Genomic DNA, 13,339 nt, shown 5'->3' with positions numbered 1-13,339 from the left:
GTCAGGCTCCGAGCTGAGCGGCGAACTGCGCCGACTCGAGGCGGGCCTTCACAGCACCGAGGAAGCGAGCGGCGTCTGCTCCGTCGATGATGCGGTGGTCGTACGAGAGAGCGAGGTACACGTACGAGCGGACGGCGATCGCGTCTGCGCCGCCGACCTTGACGAGACCGGGGCGCTTGACGACCGTTCCGGTGCCGAGAATCGCCGACTGCGGCAGGAAGACGACCGGAGTGTCGAACAGCGCGCCACGCGAACCCGTGTTGGTCAGCGTGAACGTGCCGCCGGCGAGCTCGTCGGGCTTCAGCTTGTTGTCGCGCGTGCGTGCCGCGAGGTCGGCGATCTCATGCGCGATCTCGGCGATGTTCTTCGACGCGGCGTCGCGCAGCACCGGCGTGAGCAGACCGCGCTCGGTGTCCACGGCGATCGAGACGTTCTCGGACTCGGGGTAGACGATCTGCTCGCCGTCGACCGTGGCGTTCACGATCGGGAAGGCACGCAGAGCCTCTGCGGCAGCGAGGGCGAAGAACGGCAGGAACGACAGCTTGTCGCCCGTCTTCTCGAGGAAAGACGCCTTGACGCTGTCGCGGTACTCCGCCAGAGCGGTCACATCGACCTCGACGACCGTCGTGAGCTGTGCGGTCTGCTGCATCGACTCGACGGCGCGCTTGGCCAGAACCTTGCGCAGGCGCGACATCGGCTGCGTGGTGCCACGCAACGGCGAGACCTCGAGCGGAGCGGGCGCAGCAGGGGCGGCCGCAGCGGCGGGTGCCGCCGACGCGCTCTCTGCTGCCTTGAGCACATCTTCCTTACGGATGCGTCCGCCGACGCCGGTACCGGTGACACTGGCCAGGTCGACGCCCTGCTGCGAAGCCAGACGGCGCACGAGCGGGGTCACGTACAGGTTGTCGTTCTCGGTCGGGAGGGACAGCTTCTGCTCGGCCGGAGCCGGAGCCGGAGCCGGAGCCGATGCCGCCGCGGGCGCGGGCTCGGACGGCGCGGCCGCCGGGGCGGGGGCGACAGGTGCGGACGCACCCTCGCTTGCCGGAGCCTGCTGCACGGGGGCTTCTGCCGCGGGAGCAGCAGGTGCCTCTGCCGCAGATGCGGGAGTCTCGGTGGGAGCGGCAGGAGCCTCGGCGGCCGGAGCCTCCGCAGCCGGTGCGGCGGCGGGAGCTGCTCCAGAACCGACACGAGCAAGCACAGCGCCGACCTCGACGGTCTCGTCTTCGGCGGCGACGATCTCCTGCAGCACGCCGGCGACGGGCGAGGGGATCTCGGTGTCGACCTTGTCGGTCGAGATCTCCAGCAGGGCCTCGTCGACCTCGACGGTGTCGCCGATCTGCTTGAGCCAGCGGGTGACGGTGCCTTCGGTCACACTCTCGCCGAGTTCGGGGAGGACGATGTCCGTGGCGTCGCCTGCAGGGGCAGCGGCCGGAGCAGCCGCGGCAGCGGGCGCAGCTTCGGCAGCAGGAGCGGGCTCCGAGGGGGCCTCGGCCTGCGGTGCGGCAGCCTGAGGCGCCTCCTCCGCGGCCGGCGCTGCGGCTGCAGGAGCATCCTCGGCAGGAGCAGCGGCGCTGCCGTCGCCGATACGCGCGAGCAGCGCGCCCACCTCGACGGTCTCGTCCTCGGCGACGAGGATCTCCTCGATCACACCGGTGACGGGCGAGGGGATCTCGGTGTCGACCTTGTCGGTCGAGATCTCGAGCAGGCCCTCATCCGCCTGAACGGTGTCTCCCACCTGCTTGAGCCAGCGGGTGACGGTACCCTCTGTGACGCTCTCGCCGAGAGGGGGGAGGACGACGGATGTGCTCATGACTGAGTCTCCTTCAGGAAGTTAAATGACGCGTGTCTAGCTTAGTGAACTGTTCACCGGTTGGTGTTCAGAGGGCGTGCAGCGGCTTTCCGGCGAGGGCGAGGAAGGCTTCACCGAGCGCCTCGCTCTGTGTGGGATGCGCATGGATCAGGGGGGCGATGTCCTCGGGGTGGGCCTCCCACGCGACGGCCAGCTGGCCCTCGGTGATGAGCTCGCCCACTCGGTCGCCGAGCAGATGGACACCGATGACCGGCCCGTCCTTGAGTCGGACCACCTTCACGAGGCCGGCTGTGCCGATGATCTCGCTCTTGCCGTTGCCGGCGAGGTTGTACTCGTACGCCACGACAGCATCGGCGCCGTGCTCGGCGACGGCAGCCTCCTCCGTGACGCCGACCGAGGCGACCTCGGGGCTCGAGTACGTGACCTTCGGGATCTGGATGTCGGGGACGTGCGCGGGGGAGAGGCCGGCGATGCGTTCCGCGACGGCGATGCCCTGCTGGAAACCGCGGTGAGCGAGCTGCAGACCGGGCGTGATGTCTCCGACGGCCCAGAGCCCGGGCACACCGGTGCGCAGGTCCTGATCGACCGTGACGAAACCACGATCGAGAGTCACGCCGGCCTCTTCGAAGCCGAGGTCGGCCGTGACCGGACCTCGTCCGACCGCCACGAGAAGGTAGTCGGCGGTGAACTCCTTGCCGTCCTCCAGCGTGACGGTCACCGAGCTGTCGTCCTGCGTGTCGCTCTGGTAGCGGATTCCGAGGGAGTACTGGATGCCGCGGCGGCGGAACGCCCGTTCGAGGCCCTTGCTCATCGCGATGTCCTCGTTGGGCACCAGGTGCGGCAGCGCTTCGATGATGGTGACCTCGGTGCCGAACGAACGCCAGACGCTGGCGAACTCCACGCCGATCACGCCGCCGCCGAGCACGAGCACGCGCTCGGGGATCACGTCGAGCGACAGCGCCTGTTCGCTGGTGAGGATCCGCCCGCCGATCTCGAGTCCCGGGAGGGTCCGGCTGTACGAGCCGGTGGCGAGGATGACATCGGCGCCGACGTAGACGTCGTCGCCCACGCTCACCGACCGGTCGGCGTTCAGGCGACCGAAGCCGGCGACGGTCGTGATGCCGCGGGCCTTCACCAGGCCCTCGAGGCCCTTGTACTTCTTCGCGACGATCCCCTCGCGGTATGCGCGCACCCCGGCGGGGTCGATTCCGTCGAGGGTCGCGGAGATGCCGACGTGGGCGGCGTCTCGCACATGCTCGGCGACCTCGGCCGCGTGCAGCAGCGCCTTCGTCGGGATGCAGCCGCGGTGCAGGCAGGTGCCGCCGACCTTGTCCTTCTCGATGAGCGCGACGGACTTGCCGAGCTCGCTCGCACGCAGAGCAGCGGCGTACCCGCCGCTGCCTCCGCCCAGGACGACGATGTCGAAGGTGTGCGTGGTCATGGTCATGCCTCCTTGTGGGATGCTTCGGCGAACGCGATGATCGACCGGACCATCGCTCCGGTGGGGCCCTTGTCGGTGAAGCCGTACGGTGCGCCGTTGTGCTCGCCGGAGCCGGCGATGTCGAGGTGCACCCACGGGATGCGCGGGGCGTCCTTCTCGTCGGAGACCCGGCCGACGAAGCGGCGCAGGAAGAGGCCGGCATACGACGCCCCACCCATCCGATCGCTCATGTTGGCGTTCTGCATGTCGGCGATGGGGGAGTCCAGCGAGTCCTCCATGTAGGCCGGGAGCGGCATGTGCCACGCGAGCTCATCGGCGGCGTCGGCGGCGGCGAGGAACTCCGCGACCGCGTCGTCGTCACCGAACACGCCGGTGTGGCGGTGCCCGAGAGCCATCACGATCGCTCCGGTGAGAGTCGCGACGTCGATGATGACGTCGGGGTTCTCGCGGCTGGCCGCGACGAGGCCGTCGGCCATGACCAGGCGCCCCTCTGCATCCGTGTTCGGAACCTCGACGGTCGTGCCGTCGAGGATGCGGATGACGTCTCCCGGACGCAATGCACGACCTGACGGCATGTTGTCGGTGATGCAGAGCCAAGCGGTGACGTGCACGGGCAGGGCGAGAGCGGCGATCGCCCGCAGTGCTGCGACGCTCGTCGCGGCACCGGCCATGTCGAACTTCATGCCGACCATCGAGGCCGCCGGCTTGAGCGACAGCCCACCGGTGTCGAACGTGATCCCTTTGCCGACGAGTGCGATGTGACGTGTGGCGTTCGCGGGTGCGTAGTCGAGACGGACGAGGCGCGGCGGCCTGTCGGAGCCCTGCGCGACGCCGAGGATACCGCCGAAGCCCTGTTCGGCGAGCGACTTCTCGTCGAGGATCTCCACCGAGACATCCGCCAGCCCGTCGACGCTGTCGGCTGCGCTCTGTGCGAGCTGGGCCGGGCTCTGCCACTCGGCCGGGACGAACACGAGATCCTTGATGAGGGCCATCGCCTCGCCGACGGCGATGGACCTGGAGAGTGCGGACTCGTCGAGGTCGGCATGCAGCAGGACGGAAGACGCGCGGGTCTTGCCCGACTCCTTGCGGTAGCCGTCGAACCGGTAGCCGCCGAGCACGGCGCCCTCTGCGGCGGCGGCCGCGAACTGCTCGAGACCGGGAGCCAGGGCCACCGAGACCGTCTCGAAGCCGGTCAGAGACCGGAGGGCTGTGCCTACGGCGTTGCGCACGGCGGAGGCATCGGGCTCACGGCCCACGCCGACGACGGCGAACGGCAGGGTCGTGACCTCGGGGGCGTAGGCCCGCGTGAACGACGAGGCCGAGCCGGTGTGGCCGACGGCCTGCAGGGAATCGGCGAGTCCGGGGTAGCCGGTCAGCGACTCTGCGGAGTCCGAGATCTCGGGGATGACGAGCACTGCGGCGTCTGCAGCGCTTCCTGGGAACTGATCTGAGGTGCGCGAGAGCGCGGGAAGCGTCATACCTCCATCCTAGGAGGGTCGCGCGCCCGGGCGCCGAGCGGGTGTTCGCTCTCAGCTTGAAGGTCACCGCCCGGCCGTCCGAAGCTGCTCGTAGCATTGACTCATGCCCTTCTCCGGAGAGATCCATGAACGTGTAGCGAACGCACCGGTCGTGCCGCGCGGACTGCCCCTTGTCCTGCTCCTGACGGGTTTCACCGACGCAGGCAGCGCCGTCTCCGGGCTCATCGAGCACCTTCGCGAGACGACGTCGCCCGAGCCGATCGCCGTCTTCGACAACGACGTGCTGCTGGACTACCGCGCCCGCCGCCCGGTGATCTCCTTCGACCAGGATCACCTGACCGAGTTCCGTCCTGCCCGGCTGGAGCTCTCGCTGGCGACCGACGCCCTCGGCCAGAAGTTCCTCCTCCTCGCCGGTTACGAGCCGGACTTCGCCTGGAACGAGTTCGCGCGCACCGTGCTCGAGCTCGCCGACGAATTCGAGGTCTCCGGACTCAACTGGGTGCACTCGATCGCGATGCCGGTCCCGCACACCCGCCCCATCGGCACGACGGTGAGCGGCAACCGCCGTGAGCTCACCGTGGCTCACTCGGTATGGCGCCCGCGCACCCAGGTGCCGGCCACTGCGGGGCATCTCCTCGAATTCCGCTTCGCGGAGCACGGTGAGCGCGTCGTCGGGTTCGTGCTGCTCGTGCCGCACTACCTCGCCGAGACCGAGAACCCCGACGCCGTGATCGCGGCAGCCGAAAAGCTGATGGCCGCCACGGGCCTGGTCATCCTGCTCGACGAGGTGCAGGAGCGCCGCCAGGACTACCTCACGCGCGTCGACGACCAGGTGCTGGGCAACGATGAGCTGCAGCAGATGGTGCAGGGGCTCGAGCGCCGCTACGACGCGTATATGGCCGGTCGTGATCCTGAGGACGGGTCGTACGACGAGGGCGGATTCAACGAGCGCGACCTGCCGAGCGCGGACGAGCTCGCCGCAGAACTCGAGCGCTACCTCGCCTCGCGCCCCAGCGGCGACGAGGACAAGCCGGGTCGCGGCTGACATCGAGCGAGCGAACTTGGGCGGATTGCACCTGCATGCCCACACGTGTGCGATACTAGGACTCTGACCCGTTGTCAATCGATCTTTCCGGAGATTGGACTTGACAAGGGTCTTACTAGTGTCCGAAATGCTCCGGGGCCTGCGAGCGGCCCCGTGAAAGGCGAAACGTGACTCCTGCCACGACGAAGAAGACCCGGACGAAGAAGACCGCCGACGCTCCCGAGGTCGATGCTCCGGTCGAGGAGGCCGCTGAGAAGCCGGCGCCCAAGACCGCCGCGCAGCGTGCCGCTGCCAAGCGCGCGCCCGCGAAGAAGAAGAAGGCCGATGACATCGTCGAAGACGACGAGACTCCTCCCGCCGCAGAGCCCGATGAGGACGATGAGGACTCCAAGCCGAAGTTCACCGAGCCTCTGCCCACGGGAGCGATCGTCATCTCGTCGAACGACGACGAAGACGTGCCCGTTTACTCCACGCAGATCACCGGTGCGACCGCCGACCCTGTCAAGGACTACCTGAAGCAGATCGGAAAGGTCGCCCTGCTGAACGCGGCCGAAGAGGTCGAGCTCGCGATGCGCATCGAGGCCGGCCTGTTCGCCGAGGAGAAGCTCTCCACGATGACGGCCGCCGAGAAGGCCAGCCAGCTCGGGCTCGACCTGCAGTGGGTCGCCCGCGACGGTCAGCGCGCGAAGAGCCACCTGCTCGGCGCGAACCTCCGTCTCGTCGTCTCGCTCGCCAAGCGCTACACCGGCCGCGGCATGCAGTTCCTGGACCTGATCCAGGAGGGCAACCTCGGTCTGATCCGCGCCGTCGAGAAATTCGACTACACCAAGGGCTTCAAGTTCTCGACGTACGCCACCTGGTGGATCCGTCAGGCGATCACCCGCGCGATGGCAGACCAGGCCCGCACCATCCGCATCCCCGTGCACATGGTCGAGGTCATCAACAAGCTCGCCCGAGTGCAGCGCCAGATGCTGCAGGACCTGGGCCGTGAGCCCACGCCCGAAGAGCTCAGCCGCGAGCTGGACATGACACCCGAGAAGGTCGTCGAGGTGCAGAAGTACGGCCGCGAGCCGATCTCCCTGCACACGCCTCTCGGTGAGGACGGCGACAGCGAGTTCGGTGACCTCATCGAGGACACCGAGGCAGTGGTCCCCGCGGATGCCGTGGGCTTCACGATGCTGCAGCGTCAGCTGGAGCAGCTGCTCGACTCGCTCTCCGAGCGTGAGGCCGGTGTCATCCGGATGCGCTTCGGACTCGGCGACGGACAGCCCAAGACCCTCGACCAGATCGGTGACACGTTCGGCGTGACGCGTGAGCGCATCCGTCAGATCGAGTCGAAGACGATGGCGAAGCTCCGCCACCCGAGCCGCTCGCAGTCGCTGCGGGACTACCTCGAGTGATGCAGGCGAACGAAGGCAAGGCGCTCGAGGCGAGCGTCGACGGCAAGAACTACGCGCGCATCCCGCTGCGGACGCGCGTCGTCATGCCGAACGACGACCTCGACTCCGTCGTCCTGGAGTACGCGAAGGAAGCTGTTCAGCCCGGTGACCTGCTGTTCGTGACCGAGAAGATCGTGGCGATCACGCAGGGCCGGTCGTACCGGCTCGACGAGATCACGCCCCGTCCGCTTGCGCGCTTCCTGTCGCGATACGTCGTCCGCACCTCCTACGGCATCGGTCTCGGCATGCCCGAGACGATGGAGATGGCCTTGCGCGAATGCGGCACCCTGCGGATCCTCTTCGCAGCCGGCGTCTCGGTGATCACCAAGGCCTTCGGGCGTCGCGGTGACTTCTACCGCATCGCAGGTGACAAGGCACGCGCCATCGACGGCCCGACGAAGAACACGATCCCGCCGTACAACCAGGCGGTCGTCCTCGGACCGAAGAACCCGCGTGAGGTGGCCCTCCGTCTGAAGAAGATGCTCGGCGGCGACCTCGAGGTCGCCGTCGTCGACATCAACGACATCGGCGGCAACATCCTCGGCTCGACGCTCGACAAGGCGGGGGAGCGTCGGCTCGTCCAGATCCTGGGCGACAACCCTCTCGGCCAGGCGACGCAGTCGACCCCGATGGGGATCGTCCGCGAGGTCTGACCTCCGCGTGAGCGACGCCTCAGCAAGAAGGGCCCGGATGCTCAGCATCCGGGCCCTTCTTCATGCCTGCCGCGGTCAGAACCCGATCGCGGCCTGGTAGCGCGGCTTGTGCCCTGTGCGGATCCCGGTGACGCTCGGCTTGTTCTCGTACACGCCGGCGCCCCAGTTGCCCTCGACGAGCACCGGACCGTCAGGCGTGACCACGACATCCCAGCCGACGTACTGGATCTGCGGTACGACGCGCGCGACCTGGTCGACGAACTCGCGGACCTCGTCCATCATCGGCAGCTGGAAGTCGGCGATCGGGAAGCCGGAGTCCGGGTGCGTGACGTGCACGTGGCCGTGAGAGTCGTATCCGGATCCCACAGAGTGACCGTTCTCGTCGAGCATCGTGTAGAAGCCGCCGAAGCTCATCTGGTCGCTCACCGCTCCGCGTCCGAACTTCTGGGCCATCGCGAGGATGTGCGTCTTCTCGCCATCGAAGAATGCGGTGATGCGGGTGGTGTTCACGGTGCCGGGGCACACGGCCGCGAGGTCGGCGTGCTGGCGGATGACCTCTTCGACGAGGACCTGCTTCTTCGAGAGCAGCTCGGCGTGGAACGCATCCCAGTCGGTCACGTCGGCGGCGTGGTAGCGGTGGACACCCGTGCCCGCCTGGCCGTGCGTCTCCTTCACGACGATCGTGCCCTGGCGCTCGGTGAACGAACGCAGCTCGTCTGCGTTGCCCTGCGTGATGAGCATCCACTCCCTCTTGAGGAAGGCATCGAAGACGGCGTTGAACTCTGCCTTGTCATGGAACAGGTGCCGATAGTCGGGGTGGTCGTACTTCTGCGAGATCTCGTTCGACACGGGGTGGGTCATGAACGTGTCGCGCTCCGCCTTGGTGAGGATCGCGAAGTCGTAGTCGATGTAGTCCTGGAACCCGACGTTGTGGCGGCCCGCTGACCACAGCATGTCGACGACCACGAGGGGAACGGCCTTGCCGTGCTGAGAAGACGCCTCTTTGGCCCTCTCGATGACCGAGGCGACGTCGATGCGGCGAGCACGCGCCAGCAGATAGCGGACGCGGGGCGCGAGGGAAAAGCGTGACATGGATCTCCAAGTTCGGGGTCCCCTCCAGTCTACGGTGGGTGCGTGGGGCATCCTGAGAAGGCGGAGCTAGGCTGGAAACGTGTGTGAGAAGACATCCAGCTCCCGCCCGCGCGCGATGATCTCGCGGTCGGCGCTCGCGGTCGCATCCGCTGCCGCCGTCGATGCAGGGGGACGCGTCGCCGACCTCCGCCGCGATGCCTGGGGGCATGGGGTGCTCTCCGTCGCACACGCGGTGGTCGCCGCCGGTGCGGAGGCCGTGCTGGTCGACCATGCCGAGGAGGTCGAGGCCCTGGCTCTCGAAGGCATCGACGCCGTGACGACCGGCGCACCGGATATCGACCCCTTCCTGCTCTACGGGCTCCCCGATGCGGAGGGAGCACTGAGCGCGAGGCCGGTCATGCGGCTCGTCGGCAGAGTGCTTTCCACGAAGCCGCTCAGGGCCGGAGACGCGGTCTCCTACGGCTACACTCATCGAGTGGCCCATGACACGACGGCCGCACTCATCACCGGCGGCTACGCCCAGGGGATCGTGCGCGCGCTGGGCAATGCCGCCCACGTGGAGATCGACGGTGTGCAGCGCCCGATCATCGGGCGTGTCGCGATGGATGTGTGCGTGATAGATCTGCAGGGATCCGCCGCCGTCACCGTGGGCGCCGAGGCCACCTACTTCGGAGGTCGCGGGTCGGCCGCTCCCGGGCTCGCCCGATGGAGCGCCGTCACCGGACTCACGATCGCCGAGCTCGTCACCGTCGCGGGTGCACACGCGGAGCGGGGGTGGGAGGCATGAGTCGGCCGGAGCTGCGGATCGACACCGACCTGTTCCGAGCGAACATCCGCGCGGTCCGCGATCGCATCGCCCCGTCGGAGCTCATGGTCGTCCTCAAGGACGACGCGTACGGTCACGGACTCCGGTGGGCCGTCGAGGCGGCGAAGGACACGGGCGTCGAGTGGTACGGGTCATACGACGTCCGAAGTGGGGTCGAAGCACGACGCGTGCTCGGCGACACCGGTCGGATCTTCGCGTGGGTCACCTCGACGGACGAGGAGATCGACGACGCGCTGCGCGCCGACATCGACCTCGGCGTCGGATCGGCGGAGTACCTGGCGCGCATCACCGCCAGGGCTGCGCATGCCGGCGCGCGGGCACGTATCCACCTCAAGATCGACACGGGGCTGCATCGCAACGGTCTGCTCCCGGCCGAGTGGGAGCGCACCGTCGCCGATGTGCGCGCGGGTGAAGCGGCGGGACACCTCGAGCTCGCCGGGATCTGGAGCCATCTCGCCGAGGCGAGCGACGACGAGGACGACGATGCTCAGGCCCTGTTCCTCGATGCCGTCCGTGTCGTGGAGCAGTCCGGACCGACGCCCGAGGCGCTGCACCTGACGGCATCCGCTGCGTCCTGGTGGCGGCCGGAGCTCCGCGGCTCGCTGTCTCGGATCGGGGCGTTCTGCTACGGCGTCCGCTCGGCGGAGGGACCCGACCTGCCGGGTGTCACGCCGGTGGCCGAGCTCACGGCGACGGTCCGGAAGATCTCGGACGGGAACGCTCAGGTCGGCGTCGGGTCGTTCGACGGCATCCCGTCCACTCTCGCAGGAGCAGACGTAGGCACCCCGGGCGGATCTCGCGAGCTGCTGCGGATCGACGAGACGACGTTGCTGGTCCAGGGGTGGCCGGGGATGCAGATCGGCGACTCGGTCTGGCTGTTCGGCGCGGGCGAGCACGGAGAAGCGAGTGCGACGACCCTCGCCGAGCGCGTCGACACCGTCGGCGAGGAGATCCTCACCCGGCTCACGAGCCGCGTGCGCCGGGTCACCACCCCTTAACGAAGGCGGAGCCCGTCTGATGACGGGCTCCGAGGCGGATCGAACCGCGATCGATCAGTCGATCAGTCGTGCGGTCTCGTCGTGCCAGCTCGTTGCGATGCTGCGGAGCTTCTCTTCGTACTTGCGACCGTGGTGGGCGCAGAACAGGAGCTCGGATCCGTTGACCTCGGCGGCGATGTAGGCCTGAGCGCCACATGAATCACAGCGATCCATGGCGGTCAGGCGGAACTCGACGGCGGAGGTCTCACGTTCGGTCGTTGCGTTCATCTCGGGGCCTCCTTGAGTGTCGGGTTCGCTGGCTGGGCGTGTTCAATACAACCACGCTGGGGCTGTGTGCATGCCCGGTTTGCGGCGTGTTTCGCTCAGCGCGTACGCGCGGGTGCCGTACTGAGGGCTCCCGGGGAGTGTCTGCGGCTGGTGGAGAGGCATCGCGAATAGACTCGGAGATTGTGACCGCCGAGTATTCCGCCCATCATCTCCAGGTGCTCGAAGGGCTCGAGGCCGTCCGCAAGCGCCCAGGTATGTACATCGGCTCGAACGGATCCCCGGGCCTGATGCACTGCCTCTGGGAGATCATCGACAACGCCGTCGACGAGGCCGTCGCGGGCAACGGCTCGAAGATCGACATCATCCTGCATGAGGACGGCAGTGTCGAGGTCCACGACCGCGGTCGCGGCATCCCCGTCGACGTCGAACCGCGCACCGGTCTCACCGGCGTCGAGGTCGTCTTCACGAAGCTGCATGCCGGCGGCAAGTTCGGTGGAGGCTCTTACGCGGCATCCGGTGGACTGCACGGTGTGGGCGCCTCTGTGGTGAACGCCCTCTCGGAGCGGCTCGACGTCGAGGTAGACCGAGGTGGCAAGACCTATGCCATGTCGTTCCATCGCGGCGAGCCCGGACTCTTCGCCGACAAGGGTGAGAAGCGGCCGGACGCTCCGTTCACCCCGTTCCAGGACAAGAGCGAGCTGCGGGTCGTCGGCAAGGCGCCGCGCGGCACGAGCGGAACACGTATCCGCTATTGGGCGGATCACCAGATCTTCACGAAGGATGCCGCGTTCCAGCTCAACGACCTGGTGACTCGCGCACGTCAGACGGCGTTCCTCGTCCCAGGGCTGGAACTCGTGATCCGCGACGAGCGCGCGGCCAACGGCGCCGAGGTCGAGGGCCAGCCGATCGAGACGTCCTACCGGTACGACGGCGGCATCTCGGAGTTCGTCGAGTACCTCGCGAACGACGCTCCCGTCACCGACACCTGGCGCATCCAGGGCGAAGGCACGTTCAAAGAGACAGTGCCGGTGCTGCAGGCCGACGGCCACATGATCGCCACAGAGGTGGAGCGCGTCTGCGCCGTCGACATCGCGATGCGGTGGGGCACCGGCTACGACACGACCACGCGGTCGTTCGTCAACATCATCGCGACCCCCAAGGGCGGCACGCACCAGCAGGGCTTCGAGCAGGAGCTGCTCAAGGTGCTGCGCTCGCAGGTCGAGCAGAACGCACGTCGATTGAAGGTCGGCAGCAACGACAAGCTCGAGAAGGACGACGTCCTGGCCGGGCTCACCGCGGTGCTCACGGTGAACGTCCCCGAGCCGCAGTTCGAGGGCCAGACGAAGGAGATCCTCGGCACCCCGGCCGTGCGTCAGATCGTGGCCCAGGTGCTCCGGAAGGATCTCGGCGCCCGATTCAGCTCGACGAAGCGCGACGACAAGAGCCAGTCGACGCAGCTGCTCGACAAGGTGGTCGCGGAGATGAAGGCACGAGTCTCCGCTCGTGCCCACAAGGAGACCCAGCGCCGAAAGAACGCGCTCGAGTCCTCGACCCTTCCGACCAAGCTGGTCGACTGCCGCACGAACGAGGTGGAGCGCAGCGAGCTGTTCATCGTCGAGGGAGACTCCGCGCTCGGCACAGCGAAGAACGCACGGAACAGCGAGTTCCAGGCGCTGCTGCCCATTCGCGGAAAGATCCTCAACGTCCAGAAGGCGTCGGTCGGCGACATGCTGTCGAACGCCGAGTGCGCATCGATCATCCAGGTGATCGGTGCGGGCTCCGGCCGCAGCTTCGACATCGACGCCGCGCGGTACGGCAAGGTCATCCTGATGAGCGACGCCGATGTCGACGGCGCGCACATCCGCACGCTCCTGCTCACGCTGTTCTATCGCTACATGCGGCCGCTCATCGAGCATGGCCGCGTGTTCGCCGCGGTGCCGCCGCTGCACCGCGTGATCGTGATGAATCCGGGCTCCAAGCCCAACGAGACCATCTACACCTACAGCGAGCAGGAGATGCACGCCCTTCTCGCCAAGCTCCGCAAGTCGGGCAAGCGGTGGCACGAGCCGATTCAGCGATACAAGGGACTCGGCGAGATGGACGCGGAGCAGCTCGCCACGACCACCATGGAACGCGGCGGCCGCCTGCTGCGCCGGGTGCGCATGGAGGATGCCGAGGCTGCGGGTCGCGTGTTCGAGCTGCTGATGGGCAACGAGGTCGCGCCTCGACGTGAGTTCATCATCGATTCGTCCGATCGCCTGTCCCGGGAATCGATCGACGCCTGATCTTT

11 protein-coding genes are annotated in these 13,339 nt (G+C 67.8%); 6 read left to right on the top strand and 5 right to left on the bottom strand.

Features of this window, described 5'->3' with window-relative positions; all coding sequences use genetic code 11:
* Window position 1: 1 nt before the first annotated feature.
* From sucB to AKG07_RS04445, 3 genes are all read right to left on the bottom strand, one after another.
* Entirely contained in the window at window positions 2-1,810 is a 1,809-nt protein-coding gene (gene sucB, locus AKG07_RS04455; RefSeq protein ID WP_053096270.1) for a 2-oxoglutarate dehydrogenase, E2 component, dihydrolipoamide succinyltransferase, read from the bottom strand.
* Window positions 1,811-1,877: 67 nt separating this feature from the next.
* Window positions 1,878-3,251 carry a dihydrolipoyl dehydrogenase gene (lpdA, locus tag AKG07_RS04450; RefSeq protein ID WP_053096268.1) on the bottom strand — a complete coding sequence of 458 codons (1,374 nt, stop codon included), beginning with the start codon at window positions 3,249-3,251 and terminating at the stop codon, window positions 1,878-1,880.
* 2 nt (window positions 3,252-3,253) lie between these two features.
* A complete protein-coding gene (locus AKG07_RS04445; protein WP_053096266.1) occupies window positions 3,254-4,729 on the bottom strand; it encodes a leucyl aminopeptidase in 1,476 nt (491 codons plus the stop codon).
* A 103-nt stretch (window positions 4,730-4,832) separates the two neighbouring features.
* Between AKG07_RS04445 and AKG07_RS04440 the strand changes: the two genes are divergently transcribed.
* From AKG07_RS04440 to AKG07_RS04430, 3 genes are all read left to right on the top strand, one after another.
* The gene (locus AKG07_RS04440) at window positions 4,833-5,774 is read left to right on the top strand and encodes a proteasome assembly chaperone family protein (protein WP_053096264.1); all 942 of its coding nucleotides are present in this window, start codon (window positions 4,833-4,835) and stop codon (window positions 5,772-5,774) included.
* Window positions 5,775-5,941: 167 nt separating this feature from the next.
* The gene (locus tag AKG07_RS04435) at window positions 5,942-7,174 is read left to right on the top strand and encodes an RNA polymerase sigma factor (RefSeq protein WP_053096261.1); all 1,233 of its coding nucleotides are present in this window, start codon (window positions 5,942-5,944) and stop codon (window positions 7,172-7,174) included.
* Window positions 7,174-7,866: a coenzyme F420-0:L-glutamate ligase gene (locus tag AKG07_RS04430; RefSeq protein ID WP_053096259.1), complete on the top strand. Its 693-nt coding sequence runs from the start codon at window positions 7,174-7,176 to the stop codon at window positions 7,864-7,866. The genes AKG07_RS04435 and AKG07_RS04430 overlap by 1 nt, the downstream gene beginning before the upstream one ends.
* Before the next feature lie 75 nt (window positions 7,867-7,941).
* Here AKG07_RS04430 and AKG07_RS04425 read toward each other — a convergent pair whose 3' ends face one another.
* Window positions 7,942-8,958 carry a sugar-transfer associated ATP-grasp domain-containing protein gene (locus AKG07_RS04425; RefSeq protein WP_053096256.1) on the bottom strand — a complete coding sequence of 339 codons (1,017 nt, stop codon included), beginning with the start codon at window positions 8,956-8,958 and terminating at the stop codon, window positions 7,942-7,944.
* 79 nt (window positions 8,959-9,037) lie between these two features.
* Between AKG07_RS04425 and AKG07_RS04420 the strand changes: the two genes are divergently transcribed.
* Window positions 9,038-9,745, top strand: a complete 708-nt coding sequence (locus tag AKG07_RS04420; RefSeq protein WP_233277323.1) for an alanine racemase C-terminal domain-containing protein — start codon at window positions 9,038-9,040, stop codon at window positions 9,743-9,745.
* On the top strand, window positions 9,742-10,782 hold the full coding sequence (locus AKG07_RS04415) for an alanine racemase (RefSeq protein ID WP_053099127.1): 1,041 nt from the start codon (window positions 9,742-9,744) through the stop codon (window positions 10,780-10,782). The genes AKG07_RS04420 and AKG07_RS04415 overlap by 4 nt, the downstream gene beginning before the upstream one ends.
* A 54-nt stretch (window positions 10,783-10,836) precedes the next feature.
* Here AKG07_RS04415 and AKG07_RS04410 read toward each other — a convergent pair whose 3' ends face one another.
* Window positions 10,837-11,049 (bottom strand): DUF7455 domain-containing protein, encoded by a 213-nt coding sequence (locus AKG07_RS04410; protein WP_042540282.1) that lies wholly within the window; start codon window positions 11,047-11,049, stop codon window positions 10,837-10,839.
* Between the two features lie 182 nt (window positions 11,050-11,231).
* Between AKG07_RS04410 and AKG07_RS04405 the strand changes: the two genes are divergently transcribed.
* Window positions 11,232-13,334 carry a DNA gyrase/topoisomerase IV subunit B gene (locus AKG07_RS04405; protein WP_082297819.1) on the top strand — a complete coding sequence of 701 codons (2,103 nt, stop codon included), beginning with the start codon at window positions 11,232-11,234 and terminating at the stop codon, window positions 13,332-13,334.
* The last annotated feature ends 5 nt before the right edge of the window (window positions 13,335-13,339 follow it).

Source organism: Microbacterium sp. CGR1, from assembly GCF_001266755.1.
Lineage (GTDB): Bacteria > Actinomycetota > Actinomycetes > Actinomycetales > Microbacteriaceae > Microbacterium.
This window is presented reverse-complemented; position numbering and strand designations above follow the sequence as displayed.